The organism is Flavobacterium sp., from assembly GCF_044369455.1.
GTDB lineage: Bacteria > Bacteroidota > Bacteroidia > Flavobacteriales > Flavobacteriaceae > Flavobacterium.
The window spans coordinates 1-20,570 of record NZ_JBIPLW010000003.1 but is presented as its reverse complement, the minus strand read 5'-3'; the positions used below and the strand labels follow the sequence as shown (position 1 = coordinate 20,570).

General features: G+C 36.9%; 11 protein-coding genes. 7 read left to right on the top strand and 4 right to left on the bottom strand.

Annotated features, from left to right (window positions below; genetic code table 11):
• The 3 genes from ACIQ2L_RS03910 to gldJ all read right to left on the bottom strand — a co-directional run bounded on the left by ACIQ2L_RS03910 (position 1) and on the right by gldJ (position 4,092).
• Positions 1–768: a polysaccharide biosynthesis/export family protein gene (locus ACIQ2L_RS03910; RefSeq protein ID WP_396156644.1), complete on the bottom strand. Its 768-nt coding sequence runs from the start codon at positions 766–768 to the stop codon at positions 1–3.
• A gap of 249 nt (positions 769–1,017) precedes the next feature.
• Positions 1,018–2,301, bottom strand: coding sequence for a UDP-N-acetylmuramoyl-tripeptide--D-alanyl-D-alanine ligase (gene murF, locus ACIQ2L_RS03905; RefSeq protein WP_396156642.1), 1,284 nt, complete (start codon positions 2,299–2,301; stop codon positions 1,018–1,020).
• A gap of 72 nt (positions 2,302–2,373) precedes the next feature.
• Complete coding sequence (gldJ, locus tag ACIQ2L_RS03900; RefSeq protein ID WP_396156640.1) at positions 2,374–4,092, bottom strand: gliding motility lipoprotein GldJ; 1,719 nt, start codon at positions 4,090–4,092, stop codon at positions 2,374–2,376.
• Positions 4,093–4,297: 205 nt separating this feature from the next.
• Between gldJ and porU the strand changes: the two genes are divergently transcribed.
• The 5 genes from porU to ACIQ2L_RS03875 all read left to right on the top strand — a co-directional run bounded on the left by porU (position 4,298) and on the right by ACIQ2L_RS03875 (position 12,917).
• Entirely contained in the window at positions 4,298–8,197 is a 3,900-nt protein-coding gene (gene porU, locus ACIQ2L_RS03895; RefSeq protein ID WP_396156638.1) for a type IX secretion system sortase PorU, read from the top strand.
• 37 nt (positions 8,198–8,234) lie between these two features.
• Entirely contained in the window at positions 8,235–9,431 is a 1,197-nt protein-coding gene (porV, locus tag ACIQ2L_RS03890; RefSeq protein WP_396156636.1) for a type IX secretion system outer membrane channel protein PorV, read from the top strand.
• Positions 9,432–9,482: 51 nt separating this feature from the next.
• Entirely contained in the window at positions 9,483–10,007 is a 525-nt protein-coding gene (cdd, locus tag ACIQ2L_RS03885; RefSeq protein WP_396157008.1) for a cytidine deaminase, read from the top strand.
• A 256-nt stretch (positions 10,008–10,263) separates the two neighbouring features.
• Positions 10,264–11,265, top strand: coding sequence for a pyruvate dehydrogenase (acetyl-transferring) E1 component subunit alpha (pdhA, locus tag ACIQ2L_RS03880; RefSeq protein WP_396156634.1), 1,002 nt, complete (start codon positions 10,264–10,266; stop codon positions 11,263–11,265).
• A 2-nt stretch (positions 11,266–11,267) separates the two neighbouring features.
• Positions 11,268–12,917, top strand: coding sequence for a 2-oxo acid dehydrogenase subunit E2 (locus ACIQ2L_RS03875; RefSeq protein ID WP_396156632.1), 1,650 nt, complete (start codon positions 11,268–11,270; stop codon positions 12,915–12,917).
• A 205-nt stretch (positions 12,918–13,122) separates the two neighbouring features.
• Here ACIQ2L_RS03875 and ACIQ2L_RS03870 read toward each other — a convergent pair whose 3' ends face one another.
• Complete coding sequence (locus tag ACIQ2L_RS03870; protein ID WP_396157007.1) at positions 13,123–13,386, bottom strand: hypothetical protein; 264 nt, start codon at positions 13,384–13,386, stop codon at positions 13,123–13,125.
• Between the two features lie 803 nt (positions 13,387–14,189).
• Between ACIQ2L_RS03870 and ACIQ2L_RS03865 the strand changes: the two genes are divergently transcribed.
• Both ACIQ2L_RS03865 and ACIQ2L_RS03860 read left to right on the top strand, forming a co-directional pair.
• The gene (locus tag ACIQ2L_RS03865; protein ID WP_396156630.1) at positions 14,190–15,707 is read left to right on the top strand and encodes an SUMF1/EgtB/PvdO family nonheme iron enzyme; all 1,518 of its coding nucleotides are present in this window, start codon (positions 14,190–14,192) and stop codon (positions 15,705–15,707) included.
• Positions 15,708–15,752: 45 nt separating this feature from the next.
• Positions 15,753–20,570 (top strand): beta strand repeat-containing protein (locus ACIQ2L_RS03860; RefSeq protein WP_396156628.1); only part of this gene is annotated, 4,818 nt, incomplete at its 3' end.

The following is a 20,570-nucleotide window of genomic DNA, read 5'->3' as shown; positions in this document are numbered from 1 at the left end:
TTATTTTGTAAGTAGAATAATTGTTAATGCTAATGATAATGAAACGGAAATCACAGCAATAAAGTTCCCTAAATTACCAATATATCCAGCGGACTTTACTTTCGGTCCATTTGGATTTATATATAAAACATCATTAGGTTTGATATAATAATAGGGAGAGCCAAACCAACTTTTAGATGTCATATCAATAGTTATGTACGTTTTTGCATTATCCTCTTCTCTAATTAATAATACGTTTTCTCTCTTTCCATTTATTGTTAAATCACCCGCATATCCTAAAGCTTGGAGTATGCTTATATTTTGCTCTGAAAATGTATAAGTTCCTGGATTATTTACTTCCCCTAATACAGTGAATTTTGCATTCATCAAGCGCGCTGTAACGATAGGGTCTTTTAAATGTTTTCCATCGATTAATTTTTTAACCAATAAATCTTCTAATTCTACTAATGACAATCCTTTAACATAAACTTTTCCAAGAATTGGTAGCGAAATTTTACCCTCTAAGTTGACAAGATAACCTTGATATAGCGTATTACTTTGATTTTGGGCTAGATTCATATTATATACCATTGACAATTCTGCTGAACTAGAAGAAATGATAATACTCAATATATCATTTGATTGGATTTTACTAAAAGAAAAAATATTTTCATCACGCTTTTCAGAATTAATATCATTGAAATAAATTACCTCTTTTTTTGATGAACAAGAAGATAAAAAAAATAAAGACAAAATAATTAAAAGATAATCTGATTTAATAAAATTCATCGAGAGGTTTTGTTTGAAATAAATAAAATTTGATACTAAAATTAAAATCAATTATTACAATAATTATAATAAATAGATTCGGAGCAAATCTATACTTCTACTCATTAACAAGCAACAAATTAATAGATATATAAACTTTTATAAATCATTATTTAATGCAAACTTAACATTGTCAATTTTAATAAAATTTTTGTCAAAAAACAAAGAGTGTACAAAGAAACTTTAAAATCAAATAGTACGAATTTATATTTATAAATAGTCTAAAGTCCTTTCCAAAGCCATTCCACGTGAACCTTTTATAAGAAGTGTTTTATGTTGCAATTTTACTGATGAAAGGTAGTTGGCTAAATCTTCAAAAGAAACATAAAAGTAGAAATTGTCCTTTTGTACGGTATTGGCAAAAAAATCTTTGCCCACAAAATGACATTCAAAATTGCTATTACTTTTTAAAAAATCTACTATTGTTTTATGTTCAGAAATACTTTCATCCCCAAGCTCATACATATCACCAATGATGATACATTTATTAGATTTATCTAATTGGATGAAATTCTCTAACGCCACTAACATACTGCTTGGATTGGCATTGTAGGCATCTAGTATAATTTCATTTGTTCCTTGTGTCAATAATTGAGAACGGTTATTTTCGGGAATATAACTCTCTATTGCAGCTTTTATATCTTCTGTGGGAACTTTAAAATGATATCCGACAGTAATTGCAGCATTAATGTTATTCGTGTTATATAGCCCAATTAAATGGGAATTGATTTCAAAACCTAAAGTTTTGATTTTAACAAAAGGATTTGCGCTAACGCTTTCAATAAAAACGTTGGCACTTTTATCTTTTTGACTAAATGTAATTCTTTCAAAAGCTTCTGTTTTACTGTTTTGAATTTCGTCATCTAGATTTACAAAAACGGCTTTGTCATTTCCTTTTATAAAGGTATACATCTCACTCTTACCCTTTATCACTCCTTCTATTCCGCCAAACCCTTCAAGATGTGCTTTACCAAAATTGGTTATATATCCATAATCTGGTTGTACTATTTCACATAAAAACTCGATTTCTTTTTGATGATTAGCGCCCATCTCAACAATACCTATCTGCGTTTCTTTGGTAAATGACAATAAAGTTAACGGAACGCCTATATGGTTATTAAAATTACCAATTGTTGCTTTTGTTTTATACTTTTTCGATAAAACTACATTAAAAAGCTCTTTGGTAGTTGTTTTTCCGTTGCTCCCAGTCAAGGCAATAATAGGAAGTTTCAGGTATTGTCGATGAAATTTAGCCAACTCTTGAAGCGTTATTAAACTGTCTTCAACCAAAATAGTTCTTTCATCTATAAAATAATTTGAATTGTCTATAATAACATAACGCGCTCCTTTTTCTAATGCTTCTTTGGCAAAAGTATTAGCATCAAATCGTTCTCCTTTTATAGCAACAAAAAAAGAATTATACTCAATGTTTCTGGTATCAATTGAAACCTTGATGCACTTTAAAAATAAATCATGAATGTTTTTAATTGTCATTTCGGAAAAATAATAATAATAAAAAAGCCCTTAAAATTAGGGCTTTTTTGTCAGTATTCATAAAACTAGAATTTAGTTTCTTGCTCTTTTCTTTTTATCAGCTTTTGGACCAACTTTAGACATTGCACATCTGAATCCGATGAAGTCGGTAGCCATATCTTGTGGGAAGTATCTTCTTTGTGCTGGATCTAACCAATAAGCTCTGTCTCTCCATGAACCTCCTTTATAAACTCTTACATCATCATTTACTAAAGTTGTTCTTTTGTTAGACTTGTCATATTTTTTAATCATATTACCTAAACTGTCTGTAGAAACATTGTGTCTAGGAGAATCATACATTCTTTGGTCGTCCTTTAGTTTCCCTTTTTCATCTCCTTCTTCTGAAGATCCAAATTTAAAATATCTAGTAGATTGCTTATCACCATCTCTATAATTTTTATTGTCTGATTTATCAAAGTTTTGTCTCAAATAGGTTTCTTTATCATCAACAGGAACTTGAGCAATTCGCCCTGGGAAATTTCTAGAAATAATTTTACCATTAGATAAGGTATCGAATTTCTGAGTTTCAAGAGTAACTAACTCCACTTTCCCATCTTCTCCAATCTTATTCTTCATGTAAACGTTACCTCTAAAATAGTTGAAGTCATTGGCTTCATCATCTACAATTGGTCTGTACACATCGGCAACCCATTCGGCCACGTTTCCAGCCATATCATACAATCCAAAATCATTTGGTGGATAGGACTTCACTTTGTTAGTGATATCAGCACCATCATCGGACCAACCTGCAAGTCCACCATAATCTCCTTTTCCTTGTTTGAAATTAGCCAATTGATCTCCTCTAACTTGTCTTTTTCCAGAACGTGTATAACTTCCAGACCAAGGATACTTCTTTTGCCCCTTATAGGTATTGTATTCTCTTTGTCCAACATCGGCAGCAGCTGCATACTCCCATTCCGCTTCGGTTGGCAGTCTATAATCTGGCAAAATTAGACCCGAAGATCTTTGTGCATAAACATTTTTCGCACTGTTTCCTGCAGTGTTATTTGCATCAGCTTTTGCCGGTTTTGCGGCACCTCTTCCTGCTCCTTTTTTCAAAACCAACGTCTCATCTCCTCCTTTTGCTGTAGACGGAGTTGCAAGATATGCTTCTGTACTGAAAACTTTATCGGCTGTCATGTCAGTCACTTTTGAATCCTTCTTCAAATACTTTTGATCTTCAAGAATTTTTTCGTTGACACGATCCGTTCTCCATATTGCAAATTCGGTAGCCTGAATCCAGTTAACACCCACTACAGGGTATTCGGCATATGCTGGATGTCTCAAGTAGTTATTAGTCATTGTTTCATTATAGCCTAATCTGTTTCTCCAAACTAATGTGTCAGGTGAAGCACCTTCATAAATGTTTTTATAATTGTCTTCATCAGGAGGAAAAACTGTTTTTAACCAATTTAAGTATTCCATATACATCATATTGGTCACTTCCGTTTCGTCCATGTAAAAAGACATAACGTGTTGCTGATTTGGAGTATTATTCCAATCGTGCATTACATCATCCTGTACTTTACCCATGGTAAAAGTTCCTCCTTCAACCATAACCAAACCTGGACCTGTTGCTTGATTTTTAAATTTAGAAGCATATTGAAAACCTCCTTTTTTATCGTTGATTTTCCATCCGGTTGCTTTGGAACCACCAGTTGACTTGCCTTTTTTACTACAACTAGTAAATCCGACCATTATTACCATTAGGGTTAGTAATAATTTTGCAGTATTAATTTTGTTTACTTTCATATTCATAGTAGGTATAAATTTCGTGCCGCAATATAAGTATTTACTATTACATTGCAAAAACTTTTTTAAAATAATACTAAATTCGCCACTTGTAGAAGAATTTTATATGTAACGCAAAAATACTAGTTTTATTGTATTTTGTATCAAAAAAAAAAATTTTTTACTTTAATACTTTTTTGAATAATATTACGTTTACTCTATTACTATGAAAAAGATTATCACTCTTTCCTTACTAATTGCAAATGTTTTCTTTGCTATTGCGCAAGAAAAAGGAACTAATTCATTAAAATGGACCGATAAAAAACCATTATCTTATGGTAATTATTCGTATACATTGCCTCAGTTTAATATAGAGAATTACCAATTTGATGCCTATTCAAAAACGTTGCTTTATGGTTTAACTATAAAACTTAATAATAGCCTTAATGAGGGTGCTTTTCAAATTACAAATGTGGTTTTTGAGCCAATTTTAGAAAGTCAATTGGGCGATTTGTCCATAAAAAACATACCTTCTACATTTAACTATACCTTTAAAAACTCTATTGCACGTGACCAATATTATGGAAAAATAAACATTACACCGATCATTAAAGAAGGTAATTCATATAAAAAACTTATCTCTTTTACCTATTCTTTTGGACAAAATGCGTTAAGAGTAGCACCACAGACGAATACAATTACGGCAATCGGAAACGCTGTTTTAGATTCTGGAAACTGGTATCGTTTTTATGTACAAAAATCAGGTGTCTTTAAAATAACCAAGAGCTTCTTGAGTAGTTTAGGGTTAAATACCAATGTTGACCCAAGAAAGATTAAGATTTACGGAAATGGTGGTCGTATGTTACCGCTACTGAATTCTGAAGATTACCCAATGGATTTAACTGAAAATGCGATTCAGTTTGTTGGCGAAAATGATGGGGTATTTGACAATCAAGATTACATTCTTTTTTATGCAGAGGGAGTGGACAAATGGAATAACGATTACAAAAGCAATCTCAACATTTATAGTGACAAATCATATTACTATGTTACTGCACAAGGAGGAGATGGTAAAAGAATTGTTGATATGACTCAGCCAACAACAAATGCAACAACTACGATTACAACATTTGACGACTATAAATTCCATGAAGTTGACGATATCAATATAGAAAAACTAGGAAGAATATGGTTTGGCGAAAATTTTAGTGCTACTAACGAACAAGAATTTGAGTTTAATTTTCCAAATTTAGTAAACACGACAGCCATTAGAGTTGAAACCCATATTGCAGCAGTTACGTCAACAACTAACAATTTTAAAATTGAAGCCAACTCACAATTAGTTGGAAACATTGCAATAACGCCATCTCCTAATAGCGATGTATTGGTTTTTGAAAGAACCTTATCTTCTCTTGTAACTGTAAATAGTAATGATGTAACTGTTAAAATCACTTATGAGAATAACGGTGTCCCAAGTTCTAAAGGGTATCTAGATTATATAAACATTACAGCCAAAAGAAACCTTCAAGCTTATGGCAAACAATTTTCTTTTCAATTTGATCAAGCCGCTTCTTTACTTGGAGTCGGAGAATACCAAATTTCAAATGCCTCTTCCATTTCACAAGTTTGGGATATTACCGATATTTATAATGTTACCAAAGCAGAAAATACCGCACAAAGTTCGTTTTCCTTTAAGTCAGATTTAGGGGAAGTTCGAAAATATATGGCTATCGATAATTCAGATTATTATTCGCCATCAAAAGAATCTAAATCAAAAGTAGACAATCAAAACCTAAAAGGAACTATTTTCAATGATGCTCAAGGTGGTTTTAAAGATATTGACTACCTAATTATTACGCCAAAATTCTTAACTGTACAAGCCGAAAAACTAGCCGCATTTCACAGAAGTTATTCCGGACTAAATGTAAAAGTGGTCCATTTAGAAAACATCTACCCTGAGTTCTCATCAGGCAAACAAGATATTGGTGCTATTCGAAACTTTGTGAAATATGTATATTTCAATGCTTCGACAGCTAGCAAAAGAGTGAAGTATTTAAATATTTTTGGAGATGCATCTTATGATTTTAAAGACCGTATCCCAAACAATACCAATATCGTCCCTATTTATCAAGCCCTAAATAGTTATACCGAAGGAGAATCATCGTTCGCCTCAGATGATTTTTTTGGCATGTTAGATCCCGATGAGGGCAGATTAGATTTTGGTAATTCTCCAACTAACGGAAGCACTTCTTTTTCATATGACTTTGGCGGAATTGATGTAGCAATCGGAAGGATGATTGTAAGCTCAACGCAGCAAGCAGATGAAATGGTCAATAAAGTTATAGAGTATCATGATATTAAATCGTATGGCAGTTGGAGGAACAATTATGTGTGTATAGGCGACGACCCAAATCTGGATAAACCTAGTGACAACCAATTACAATATTATCAAAACAGACTTGCAGATAGAATCTCTGTAGAAAAACCTTTTATTAATGTCAAGAAAATACTTTTAGACTCCTTTGTGCAGGAAACTTCTGCAGGCGGAAAAAGATATCCAAAAGTTCGCGAAGAAATTTTTGCATCATTCGAAAAAGGAGCATTAGTGTTTAATTATTTAGGTCATGGTGGCGAAGAAACTTTAGCTGAAGAGCGTATCTGGGAAAAATCAGACGGTCAAAACTTGACAAACAAATTTAAATACCCACTATTCATAACCATAACTTGTGATTTTTCAAGATTTGACAATCCGTATCGTCCAACAGCAGGCGAATATATCTATTTGAATCCAAAAGGGGGCGCCATTTCAATGATAACTACTGTTCGTTCCATTGGGCAATCAACCGCTCAATATTTTAATGACGAATTAGCAGAGTTTTTATTTGCTTTTGGTAGTGATAGTTACCCTTCTATAGCCGAAGCGCTAAGGTTCGCTAAAAATTCTGGACCAAACGCCGCAACAAACATTGTGGTATACTTAGGTGATCCGGCATTAATGTTGGCTATTTCAAAGCCAAAAATTGTCCTGACAAAAGTAAATGACATCCCTATTTCTGGTCCAATTGATGATTTCCAATCACTTGATTATGTAAAATTAACTGGTGAAGTTCGTGATGAAAACAATAATACTTTGGTAAATTATAATGGTGAATTATCGGTAAATATTTTTGATAAAAATTTAGTTGTAAATACACTACGAAATGACAATTATGACGCTGTAATTAATGATCTTTTAGAGCTTGCTCCTACCATGTCATTTTCAAAACTAGGAGAAACCATTTTTAGAGGAAATGCAGGAATAGTAAATGGAAATTTCGAATTTGGCTTCTATGTTCCAAGAGACATTAGAATTCCTGTTGGCAACGGTAGAATTAGTTTTTACTCCAAAAGAAATCAGATCTTATTAGACAAAACGGGTTACAATACCGATATTAAAGTAGGTGGAATTAACACGAGTGCAGTAGCGGATACTACTGGTCCAACAGTCAAACTCTATATGAATGATGAAACGTTTGTAAATGGTGGTATTACTAATGAATCCCCTTTCTTTCTTGCACTACTTGAAGATGAACATGGCATCAATACAGCAAGTGGAATAGGTCATGATATTATTGGAATTCTTGATGGTGACGAAACAAAACCATTCATCATGAATGATTATTATGAAACCGAATTAAATGATTATACAAGAGGTAGAGTCTATTTCCCTTTCCGTAATTTGGCGGTTGGTTTGCATACCATTTCATTTAGAGCTTGGGATGTCTATAACAATCCAATAACTGCTGAAATACAGTTTGTGGTTGTAGGTGATGAAAGTATCACCCTAAGCAAAGTGCTCAATTATCCTAACCCATTTGTAAGTTATACTGAATTTTGGTTTTCACACAACAGACCTTTTGAACCTCTAGAAGTACAAGTGCAAGTAATGACCATAACCGGTAAAATTGTATGGACAAAAAATCAAACCGTATCCACTGATGGTTTTCTCTCAAGAGAGATCACTTGGGACGGAAAAGACGACTTTGGAGACCGAATTGGCAAAGGTGTTTATGTCTATAAACTAACGGTAAAGTCCACTTTATCGAATAAAAAAGCAGAAAAAATAGAAAAACTTGTAATCCTATAGGAATATACTATATTTGTGAACTTTTATTAAAATGAAGATGAAAAAAATAGCGATGTTAACTGTTTTATTAACCACACAGTTTATCAATGCACAACAAGATAGCCGCGTAATTACCACGGGTGTTCCTTTTCTTTTGGTTGCTGCCGATGCCCGTGCAGCAGGTATGGCGGACCAAGGAGTTGCAACCTCTACCGATGCTTTTTCCCAGCAATGGAATCCTGCAAAGTATGCATTTGCAATAGACAAACAAGGTTTCACCACTAGTTATACGCCTTATTTAACAGATTTGGTAAATGATATTTCGCTAGGTCAAGCAACCTATTATAACCGATTCGGCGATGATGGAAGAAATGCCTTCGCTGTCAGTTTGCGTTACTTTGGGTTGGGAGAAATCGAATTGAGACAAAACGCAGATGATCCAGCGCAAATTGTTAAACCAAATGAAATGGCAATCGATGGTTCGTATGCACTTAAATTAAGCGAACGATTTTCGATGGCTGTTGCAGGAAGATATATTCGTTCAGCTTTAAGAATTCCAAGTGGAGATACCGGAGATTCTAAACCCGCAAGTTCATTTGCTGTAGATATTGCTGGTTTTTATCAAGGTGAAGAAACTGCATTTGCCGATTTTAATGGACGCTTACGTCTGGGTTTTAATTTCCAAAACATGGGACCAAAAATCAATTATGATGCTGGGGCTTCAGACGACAATAGTGCCAATTTCCTTCCAGCCAATATGAGAATTGGTGGCGGCTATGACTTTATTTTGGATGATTTCAACAAAGTATCTTTAAATGTTGAGATTACGAAATTATTGGTTCCAACACCACAAAGTGCTGACTTGGATGGTGATGGATTAGTTACTACCCCAGAGGAACAAGCATTACAAGCACAAAACAATGCCGATTACAACAAAATCAATTGGGTTTCCGGTATTTTCTCTTCCTTTGGTGATGCACCAGGAGGGTTTAGTGAAGAACTTAAAGAGTTTACCTATTCCATTGGAACCGAGTATTTATACCAAGATTCATTTGCCTTTCGTCTGGGATATTTCCACGAAAGTCCGATAAAAGGAGCTCGAAAATTTTTCTCACTTGGCGCAGGATTTAAATACAATGTAGTTAAAGTAGATGTATCCTATTTGTTCTCGGCATCAAAAGTGAAAAACCCATTAGAAAATACTCTTCGTTTCTCATTATCGTTTAACTTTGGTGATAAATATGACGATTATTAATAGCTAATAAATAACAAAAAAAACATCCAAATTTCCAAAAAAGAAATTTGGATTTTTTTTCCTCAATACCTAAGTAAAAAATTTTCAATTCGAATGAAAAAAATAGAAATCAACACCTCGTTTACCGCTTTCCAATCCATTGAAGAACTTCCTCAAGACGTTGAGGCATTAATGCAAAAAGCAATAGAAATTAGAAAAAAAGCTTACGCACCTTATTCTAAATTCAAAGTCGGTGCAGCACTACTATTAGACAACGGAAAAATTATTTTAGGATCTAATCAGGAAAACGCAGCGTATCCATCAGGTCTATGTGCAGAGAGAGTAGCTATTTTTCAATCAGGGGCTATTTATCCTGAAGCCAAAATTATTAAAATGGTTATATCCGCTGCTTCAGATGCCAACAAAACAACAACGCCAATTCCACCATGTGGCAGCTGCAGACAATCCATTTCTGAGTATGAATTTAAACAAAACACGCCAATAGAAATATATTTTATGGGTGAAAGTGGCGAAGTATACAAATCAGATTCGATCAAAAATTTACTGCCTCTGAGTTTTGATAAAAACTTCTTATAGATTTGATATTAAGAGGAGAATGTCCAGTGGACATTCGGTACTTTTTTATTCATTTTAGGGTAAAGTAATATTTTTTTTAGCGATAGGTGCAAAGTCAAGATAATAGTTAAAAAATTACACTTTTAAATTTTACTTCTTACCTAGAATGTTTTACTTTTGCCTTCCGACCTTTCGGAACGCAAATTTGTGAGTGAGTGAACTATTTTGCGTTGAAATATAATTTACAACTAAATAACGCTTTAGCAAAAAGTAACAAATGAAAGAAGTAACAAAAGAAGTTTATTTAAAGTGGTACGAAGACATGCTACTTTGGAGAAAATTTGAAGACAAGCTTGCAGCACTTTATATTCAACAAAAAGTTAGAGGATTTCTTCACTTATACAATGGTCAAGAAGCCGTTTTAGCGGGGGCATTACACGTAATGAACCTTGGTGGTAAAGACAAAATGATTACCGCTTATCGGAATCACGTACAACCAATTGGAATGGGTGTTGACCCAAGAAGAGTAATGGCTGAACTACTCGGTAAAGTAACCGGAACTTCGAAAGGTATGGGTGGTTCGATGCACATCTTCTCAAAAGAACACGGGTTTTATGGCGGTCACGGTATTGTTGGAGCGCAAATTCCAGTAGGTGCCGGTATGGCTTTCGCCGATAAATATTTTGAAACTGGCGGAGTAACACTTACTTATTTTGGTGATGGTGCAGCGCGTCAAGGGTCATTACACGAAGCCTTCAATATGGCTATGTTATGGAAATTACCCGTGGTTTTCATTTGTGAAAACAACGGTTATGCTATGGGAACTTCTGTTGAAAGAACCGCTAATCATACAGACATCTGGAAACTAGGATTAGGTTATGAAATGCCATGCGGACCGGTAGACGGAATGAATCCGGTTAAAGTTGCCGAAGCCATGCATGAAGCAATGGAAAGAGCACGTCGAGGCGATGGACCAACTTTTTTAGAAATGAAAACATACCGATACAGAGGTCACTCTATGTCAGATGCTCAATTGTACCGTACTAAAGATGAGGTAGAAGAATACAGAAAAATTGATCCAATAACACAAGTGCTCGACGTGATTATGGAAAAAAGCTATGCTACAAAAGAAGCTATCGAAGCCATTGACGAAAGAGTAAAAGCCTTAGTTGAAGAATGTGCCACATTTGCCGAAGAGTCTGCTTTCCCAGAAGTGCAACAATTGTATGATGTAGTTTACGAACAAGAAAATTATCCTTTCATTCCTCACAGACTATAATTATGGCAACAAAAATAACAATGCCGCGTTTGAGCGATACGATGACCGAAGGAACCGTTGCTACTTGGTTGAAAAAAGTGGGTGACATAGTTAAAGAAGGTGATATACTAGCAGAAATCGAAACGGATAAAGCGACAATGGAGTTTGAATCTTTCAATGCTGGTACTATATTATATATCGGAATTAAAGAAGGGGAAACTGCTGTGGTAGATTCTCTTTTAGCTATTATTGGACAAGAGGGTGAAGATATTTCAGGATTAATAAGCCCCCCAACCCCCAAAGGGGGAGTTGTTGGAGAGGAATTTAAGAATCCGATTCCTGATGAAAATACTATTTCAGATTCATCTCCTTCCCCTTTGGGGAAGACTGGGATGGGGCTTCCAAAAGGAGTAATCGTAGTAACGATGCCTCGCTTAAGCGATACTATGACCGAAGGAACCGTAGCCACTTGGTTGAAAAAAGTTGGTGATGTCGTAAAAGAAGGTGATATCCTTGCCGAAATTGAAACCGACAAAGCCACAATGGAATTCGAATCTTTCAATGCTGGTACATTATTGTTCATCGGCATTAATGAAGGACAATCAGCGCCAGTAGACAGCGTTTTAGCCATCATCGGTCCTGCCGGAACAGATATTACAGGCATAGCAGAAAATTATAAAAAAGAGGGAGGATCTCAATCAAGTGCAACACCAAATGCATCAGAGGTTTCCAATAGTGTTTCTAACTCCCAGCTTCCAGCTTCCAACTCTTCAGACAGAATTTTTGCTTCTCCATTAGCGAAGCAAATAGCAAAGGATAAAGGAATTAATCTTTCTCAAATAAAAGGTTCGGGTGAAAACGGTCGTATCACAAAAAGTGATGTGGAGAATTTCACTCCATCGGCTTCAGCTGCAACTAGTCAAGTTACGCAACCCGCAACACAAAACTCGCAACCCGAAACTGTTGTAAGACCATTCATTCCAGCTGGAGAAACAGTAACAGAAGTAGTCAAAAATTCGCAAATGCGTAAAACCATTGCGATTCGTCTATCGGAATCCATATTCACCGCACCCCATTTCTATTTAACCATAGAAATTGCCATGGACGAAGCTATGAAATCTCGTGCAGCCATTAATACCATCCCTGATACAAAAGTGTCTTTCAACGATATGGTTATCAAAGCGTGTGCGATGGCATTAAAAAGACATCCTAAAGTAAACACACAATGGTCTTCTGATGCCATCATCATCAACCATCATGTGAATATCGGAGTGGCTGTAGCGGTTGAAGACGGCCTGGTTGTCCCTGTTTTGAAATTTACAGACCAAATGACATTGACTCAAATTGGCGATAGAGTAAAAGATTTAGCCGGAAAAGCCAAGTCTAAAAAATTACAGCCAGCTGAAATGGAAGGAAGTACATTTACCGTTTCTAATTTAGGAATGTTCGGCATTCAGTCGTTCACTTCTATCATCAACCAACCGAACTCTGCCATACTTTCCGTTGGCGCAATCGAAGAAAAACCAGTGGTAAGAAACGGGCAGATAGTAGTGGGTAACACGATGACACTAACGTTAGCTTGCGACCATCGCACAGTTGACGGAGCAACAGGAGCACAATTCCTGCAATCATTGAGACAATACTTGGAAAATCCGGTAACAATGTTGGCCTAAAGAAAATTGTCATCCAAAGCGCAGCCGAGGGACATCAACACAATACATAGAAGCCGTCTCAAAACTGAGGCGGTTTTTTTATGATTTTTTATTTGAAAAACAAAGAGATTTTTTTCCTGACTTCCGCACTGGGACACCCAAGTTTATAATTCAAAAAGTTTTTTTATTATTTGATGCTCTTTTGTTATCATAATATTGTGTTTAATTATCTCATTATTTGTTGTGTTTTTACTTCAATTTGAAACATACTTTGAAGAATTTCGATTGCTTTTTCTGGGGATAGATTCGATCTCTTTAATTTTAGTTGTCTTTCGAGTTCTTTGTAAACTTTGTAAGTAACAAAGGTTAAACAAATATGTGCTTCTATTCGTTCTTTTTTTCGGTGATAAATAGTTCTTATTTTTAAATCTGTTTTAGCAGTTCTGAAAGCTTTTTCTATTTGCCATAAGTTACTATAATTCTCTAAAATTTCATCTTTTATATGTTTCGCATTGGTTATATCACCTTTTAATCCATCCCACTTTGTGTCTTGTTGGAACTTAAACTTATAGATGACAACTTGTAATTTTCCTTCAATTTTTTAATTTCTTTAAAAAAATTTCATGGCTCTTCAAAAAGTTTATCGATTTGAACACGATTACTACTAATACTAATGGTTTTCAGTACCTTATAGCTGCTAGAACTTTTATCAATAACTTGAATACTTACAACACCACTTTTATTTTTCTTCTGTCTAACAAACATAGAACAAATGTAAAAAAACATCCTGGGACACCCAAAACCAAAAAAAAAAAATAAATCTTAAAAACCTCATATTCAGAGTTAAAATAATCAAGAATTAAAAAATTAAAAAAAGTGAGGAAGTCAGGAAAAAAACCGCAAATTCGCAAATTAAAATTACAGATAAAGTGATTTTAATTTGCGAATTTGCAGTAACTTTTTTTAATCTGCACATTATCCCAAATTACGCATTTATTTACAAATAAAAATGCACTACCTGTGTTTATAAAAAACAACAAAATGTAAGTATTTTATATAATACATTATAAATTTTATGGTTTTTAAACGTTTTTTTATGCTTTTTATCGATTATATTAAAAAATGTTTTAGTTTTGTAGTGTTAAATAAAATGAATTATAATTAATTCTTTTTTTGAGGTGCAATGATAATCTTAGTGGTATTAAAAATAATATCACAGACTTCAAGTAAAAGGTATTGTTATTATTTGTTTTTAAACACACAATTAAACTTAAAACATAAAAAATAGAAAAAATGGAACTTAAAAGAATTACAAGATTAATTTGTTTAGCTATTGTATTCCTAGTAGGATTAAGTAGTAGCAGCATTAAAGCCAACAATTTAAATATTGGTACACCCACTGTAGTCGGGGGGGATTTGCAGTTTACCATTTCATGGGATAACAGCTGGAATACAGATATAACCCCAGGCAACTGGGATGGTGTTTGGGTATTTATCAAACGCCAAGGTTGTTTGGATAATTTTTGGACACATGCTTTAGTAAGCACCGTTTCTGGTGATCATTTGATAACAGGAGGTGTTTTGCAGGTAGATGCTGTGCCAGATGGCATGGGTGTTTTTATCAGACGGTCTGCAATTGGCAATGGAAACATTCCAACAGCAACAGTTTTAATAGCCCTACAAACCGCCGCTAACCTAAGTGATAATTTTCAAGTAGCGGGAATTGAAATGGTTTATGTGCCAGAGGGCGATTTTCTTATTGGCGACAATAGTAATGGTTTTGGGCAAGGAAGTGGTTCTAATGCATGGGGCTTTAAAAATGTGTTAATTACCAATGCCATACAAACAGCAGGTATAGGAGCTACTCTTAACTATAAAAATAATGCTACTCATGGTAGTACAGCTCCTTTGCCATCTACCTATCCGTTAGGGTGGAATAGTTTTTACAGCATGAAATATGAAATCAGTCAAGAGCAATATGTGGCTTTTTTAAACTCGCTTACCTATACGCAACAGATTGCAAGAACTAATGTTAGTCCTGCTTCTGCTGCTGGTACCTATGCCAATGCAAACGCAGCAACACCAGTAAGAAACGGTATCAAAATTAGAACCAGCGGCGTTGCCGCCACTTCACCTGCAGTGTATGGATGTGATTTAAACAACAATGGTGTTTTTAATGAAGCGGCCGATGGTCAAAATATTGCCTGTGGTTGGATATCGTGGTCTGATTTAATGGCTTATTTAGATTGGGCAGCTTTACGACCGATGACAGAATTTGAATATGAAAAAATTTGCAGAGGTTCATCACCATCTTCGTTACCAAATGAATATGCTTGGAATGCGGTTAGTATAACCCAAGCAACAGCAAATTCAATTAACAATGCCGGACAAGCAAGTGAAACCGCAACAGCGGCTGGTAACGGGCTATGCAACTTTAACGGAGGACCAAATGCTGGACCTTTGCGATGTGGTTTTGCCGCGGGTGCCGCTACCAATAAAGCACAAGCCGGTGGTGCTTGGTTTGGCGCTATGGAAATGTCGGGCAATGTATGGGAACAATGTGTAGGAGGACAATTTTTTAATTATTCTGGCTTTACATCTGCTTGTGGCGATGGCACTTTAGCTACTTCAGGTTGGGCCAATACGCCCAACTGGCCCGGATCAGGTGGTGGTCAAGGTGGAGGCGTTATTAGAGGTGGCAGTTATGCAGAAGCTGGGCAATTCCAAAGAATTAGCGACTGTGCAGGTATGAATAATAATTCTAATCAAAATAGGAATAACCCAAACGTTGGTGGAAGAGGTGTAAGATAATAAAATAAAAAAACAAGCTAATTAGGTTATCAATACTACAACAAAATGTTAAAATATACCATATTACTTTTGATGCTATTGACCGCATCTCTAAAATCATTTGCCCAGTTTACTGGTGGAGATGCCGATGGATATAGTGCTGGATTATTGACACAATCTAGTTGTCCGCCAATAGTTTCAAATTTTGTTTTTTATGGTGGTAATGACGACGGAAGTAGTATTGCAACCGTAACGCAAGGCGGTTGTGTGCCTATAGTTGCTAATTTTGCTTTTTATGGTGGCGTTGCCGATGGATCTAGTAATGGTTATCTAGTGCAAACCAATTGTGGGCAATTGACTACGGATTTTATTTTTTATGGTGGTAATAACGACGGAAGCAGTGTTTCATCGTTGACGCAATCCGGATGTACACCTATAGTGGCTAATTTTGTCTTTTATGGTGGTGATTCCGATGGATACGACACTGGCTCGTTGACGCAATCTGGTTGTACCCCTGTTGTTGCCAATTTTGCATTTTATGGAGGCAATGCCGATGGATACGACACTGGCTCGTTGACGCAATCTGGTTGTACACCAGTTGTTGCCAATTTTGCATTTTATGGAGGCAATGCCGATGGATTTAGTACTACATTGTTGACGCAATCAGGTTGTACACCTATTGTTGCCGATTTTGTTTTTTATGGCGGCAATGCCGATGGATTTGCATTTGTTGCAATTAATAGTTCAGGAACTCCATCGAGCTCCCCAACATTGTGTATCGGTACCCCTGCAACCCCAATAACACATGTGACAACTGGCGCAACAGGGATCTCCAATTCGGGAGTGTCTGGCGCCAATGGATTGCCCGCAGGGATGAGTGCTACTTGGGCAAGTAATACCATCACAATTAGTGGAACCCCTACCGTGGCTGGGACATTCAACTACAGCATACCCTTAACAGTAAGTTGTGGTTCGTTAAATGCCACCGGAAGAATAACTGTAACTCCAGCATTGGTTGGAGGTACCGTTGCAGGAAGCGCAATAGTTTGTACGGGGTCCAATTTAACGACTTTAACATTAAGTGGTCATACTGCAGGTGCAATCAGCCGCTGGGAATCCTCAATTGATAATTTTGCTACAGCAGGAACCCCAATTGCCAATACCACTACTACATTAACAGTGTCTAACTTAACAGTGACAACTAGTTATAGAGCGGTAATAGGAAACAGTACATGTAATTCAATAAATAGTTCAATAGCAACGATAACAGTAAGTACAACATCACTCGGAGGCACCGTAGCAGGAAGCGCAACGGTTTGTTCGGGCACCAATTCAACCACATTAACATTAAGTGGTCATACAGGCACCATTGTTCGTTGGGAATCCTCGATTAATAATTTTGCGACAGCAGGAACCCCAATTGCCAATACCACTACTACATTAATAGCGACAAACTTAACCGCGACTACTCAATACAGAGCGGTACTAACAAGCGGCTCATGTACTGCAGCAAGCGACTCAGCAACAGTAACAGTTATATCCTCAGTTGGAGGAACAGTTGCGGGAAGCACAACGGTTTGTACCGGTACTAATTCAACAATATTGACACTAAGTGGTCACACAGGTGATATCACCAGTTGGGAATCTTCGCCTTCAAGTACATTTGCTTCTTCAGTTACTAGCATTGCCAACACCACTACTACATTAACAGCAACCGACTTAACAGTGACTACTTATTACAGAGCGGTTGTAACAAACAGTACCTGTAGTCCAGCAAACAGTGCCATAGCAACCGTCACAGTAAGTCCAGCATCAGTTGGAGGTACTGTTGCAGGAAGTACCACAGTTTGTACAGGGACGAATTCAACCACGTTAACCTTAAGCGGTCATACAGGCACTATCACCCGCTGGGAGTCTTCACTTAACAATTTTGCGACAGCAGGAACCCCAATTGCCAATACCACCATTACATTAATAGCGACAAACTTAACAGTAACTACTTATTACAGAGCGGTGCTAACCAGTGGTCCATGTAGTTCTGCAAACAGTGCAATAGCAACAGTAACCGTAGGTCCAATATCTGTTGGAGGTACAGTTGCAGGAAGCGCCACCGTTTGTACAGGTACCAATTCAACTACTTTAACCTTAAGTGGTTTTACAGGTGCTATTACCCGTTGGGAATCTTCGCCTTCAAGCACATTTGCCTCTGCAGTTACTAGTATTGCCAATACCACTACTACTTTAACAGCGACTGATTTAACAGCAACTACTTATTATAGAGCAGTAATAACAAACAGCCCCTGTGGTCCAGTAAACAGTGCCATAGCAACAGTAACAGTTAGTCCAGCGTCAGTTGGAGGAACTGTTGCAGGAAGCGCCACAGTTTGTTCAGGAACAAATAGTACTACTTTAACCTTAAGCGGTCATACTGGTACTGTAACGCGATGGGAATCATCACTTAATAACTTTGCGACAGCAGGAACGAACATTGCCAATACCACCACTACATTAGTAGCGACTAACTTAACAGTGACTACTTTTTATAGAGCGGTACTAACCAGTGGTGCTTGTAGTGCAACGAGCAGTGCAGTAGCAACAGTAACAGTAAGTCCATTATCAATTGGTGGTATAGTTGCAGGTAGTTCAACAGTTTGTACAGGTACCAATTCAACCACTTTAACCTTAAGCGGACATACAGGAGCTATCACCCGTTGGGAATCTTCGACTTCCAGTACATTTGCTTCTGGAGTTACACCTATTGCCAATACAACAACTACATTAACAGTGACTGACTTGACTGCGACTACATATTACAGAGCGGTACTAACAAGCAGTCCATGTAGTGCAGCAAACAGTTCAATAGCAACCGTAACCGTAAATCCAATACCTGTTGGAGGTACCGTTGCAGGCAGTGATACAGTTTGTTCAGGCAATAATTTAACGACTTTAACATTAAGTGGTCATTCAGGTGCTATTACAAGATGGGAATCCTCACTTGATAATTTTGCTACAGCAGGAACCCCTATTGCCAATACAATATCTTCATTAAATGTCAATAATATAACAGCCACTACTTATTATAGAGCTGTTATTACCAACGCAGGTTGTGCATCGGTTTACAGTACAACAGCAATAATTACAGTAAGCCCAACATCAGTTGGAGGAAGCGTTGCTGGTAGTGCAACAGTTTGTAATGGCAACAATACAACTACATTAACATTAAGCGGTCAAACAGGTGCTGTAATCCGTTGGGAATCCTCGTTTAATAACTTTGCTACAGCAGGAACCCCAATTGCCAATACCACCACTACATTAACAGTGACTAACTTAACAACCACCACGTATTACAGAGCCAGAGTAGCAAGCAGCCCCTGTAGTTCAGTAAACAGTGCATCAGCGACACTAACAGTTATTGCATCAGTTGGAGGAACTATATCAGGAAATGCAACGGTTTGTACAGGCACCAATTCAACCACCTTAACATTAAGCGGTTACACAGGTGCTATTATCAACTGGGAATCCTCACTTGACAATTTTGCAACTGCAGGAACCCCAATTGCCAATACCACCACTACATTAACAGCGACCAACTTAACAGCGACCACTTCTTACAGAGCGTTATTAACAAACGGTACATGTAATTCAGTATACAGTGCAAGAGCAACAGTAACAGTAAGTCCAACATCAGTTGGAGGCACCATTGCAGGTAGCGCAACGGTTTGTACAGGTACCAATTCAACCACGTTAACCTTAAGCGGTCATACAGGTGCTATCACCCGTTGGGAGTCTTCACTTAACAATTTTGCGACAGCAGGAACCCCAATTGCCAATACCACCACTACATTAACAGCGACTAATTTAACAACAACTACTTATTACAGAGCGGTACTAACAAGCAGTCCATGTAGTGCAGCAAATAGTGCAATAGCAACAGTAACAGTAAGTCCAGCATCGGTTGGAGGTACGGTTTCGGGAGGAGCCACAGTTTGTACGGGCACCAATTCAACCACGTTAACCTTAAGCGGTCATACTGGTGCTATAATCCGTTGGGAATCCTCACTTAATAACTTTGCTACAGCAGGAACCCCAATTGCCAATACCAGCACTACGTTAATAGCGACTAACTTAACAGCGACTACTTTTTACAGAGCAGTACTAACAAGCAGTCCATGTAGTTCAGCAAACAGTGCAATAGCAGCAGTAACGGTAAGCTCAGCATCGGTTGGAGGCACCATTTTAGGAAGCAGTTCGGTTTGTACGGGCACTACAATCATTTTAACATTAAACGGCCATACAGGGGCTGTTACCCGCTGGGAATCCTCACTAAATAACTTTGCGACAGCAGGAACCCCAATCGCCAATACCACCACTACATTAACAGCGACGTTAACAACAACTACGTATTATAGAGCAGTTGTTACAAGTGGTGCATGTGCTGCTGCGAATAGCACAACGGCAACTGTAACAGTAAGTCCGGTATCCGTTGGTGGTTCGGCTACTGCTACCCCAGCTACAATTTGTACAGGCAATTCTACTACAATACTATTAACCGGAAATACAGGTTCAACCATCCAATGGCAACAATCAGCCAATGGAAGTACAGGTTGGGCAACAGTAACTGGAGGAAGTGGAGGTACTACAGCAACTTATACTACACCAAATTTAACTTCTACAACCTATTATAGAGCAGTTGTTACAAGTGGTGGTTGTAGTTCAGCAAACAGTACAGTAGCAACGATTACGGTTAATGGACCATCCGGTCAACCTACCTTAGGTTCCTTGGTGCAACCAACTTGTACCGCTTTGATTGGAAGTTTTACTATTACCAATTACAATGCCTCTTATACTTATACTGCTTCACCTTCAATTGGTGTAGTAATATCA

What these genes read in the sequence shown, in the direction of transcription:
- ACIQ2L_RS03910 (WP_396156644.1), bottom strand. Translation starts at nt 768, where the DNA reads ATGAATTTTATTAAATCAGATTATCTTTTAATTATTTTGTCTTTATTT.
- gldJ (WP_396156640.1), bottom strand. Translation starts at nt 4,092, where the DNA reads ATGAAAGTAAACAAAATTAATACTGCAAAATTATTACTAACCCTAATG.
- murF (WP_396156642.1), bottom strand. Translation starts at nt 2,301, where the DNA reads ATGACAATTAAAAACATTCATGATTTATTTTTAAAGTGCATCAAGGTT.
- ACIQ2L_RS03875 (WP_396156632.1), top strand. Translation starts at nt 11,268, where the DNA reads ATGGCAACAAAAATAACAATGCCGCGTTTGAGCGATACGATGACCGAA.
- ACIQ2L_RS03865 (WP_396156630.1), top strand. Translation starts at nt 14,190, where the DNA reads ATGGAACTTAAAAGAATTACAAGATTAATTTGTTTAGCTATTGTATTC.
- porU (WP_396156638.1), top strand. Translation starts at nt 4,298, where the DNA reads ATGAAAAAGATTATCACTCTTTCCTTACTAATTGCAAATGTTTTCTTT.
- pdhA (WP_396156634.1), top strand. Translation starts at nt 10,264, where the DNA reads ATGAAAGAAGTAACAAAAGAAGTTTATTTAAAGTGGTACGAAGACATG.
- porV (WP_396156636.1), top strand. Translation starts at nt 8,235, where the DNA reads ATGAAAAAAATAGCGATGTTAACTGTTTTATTAACCACACAGTTTATC.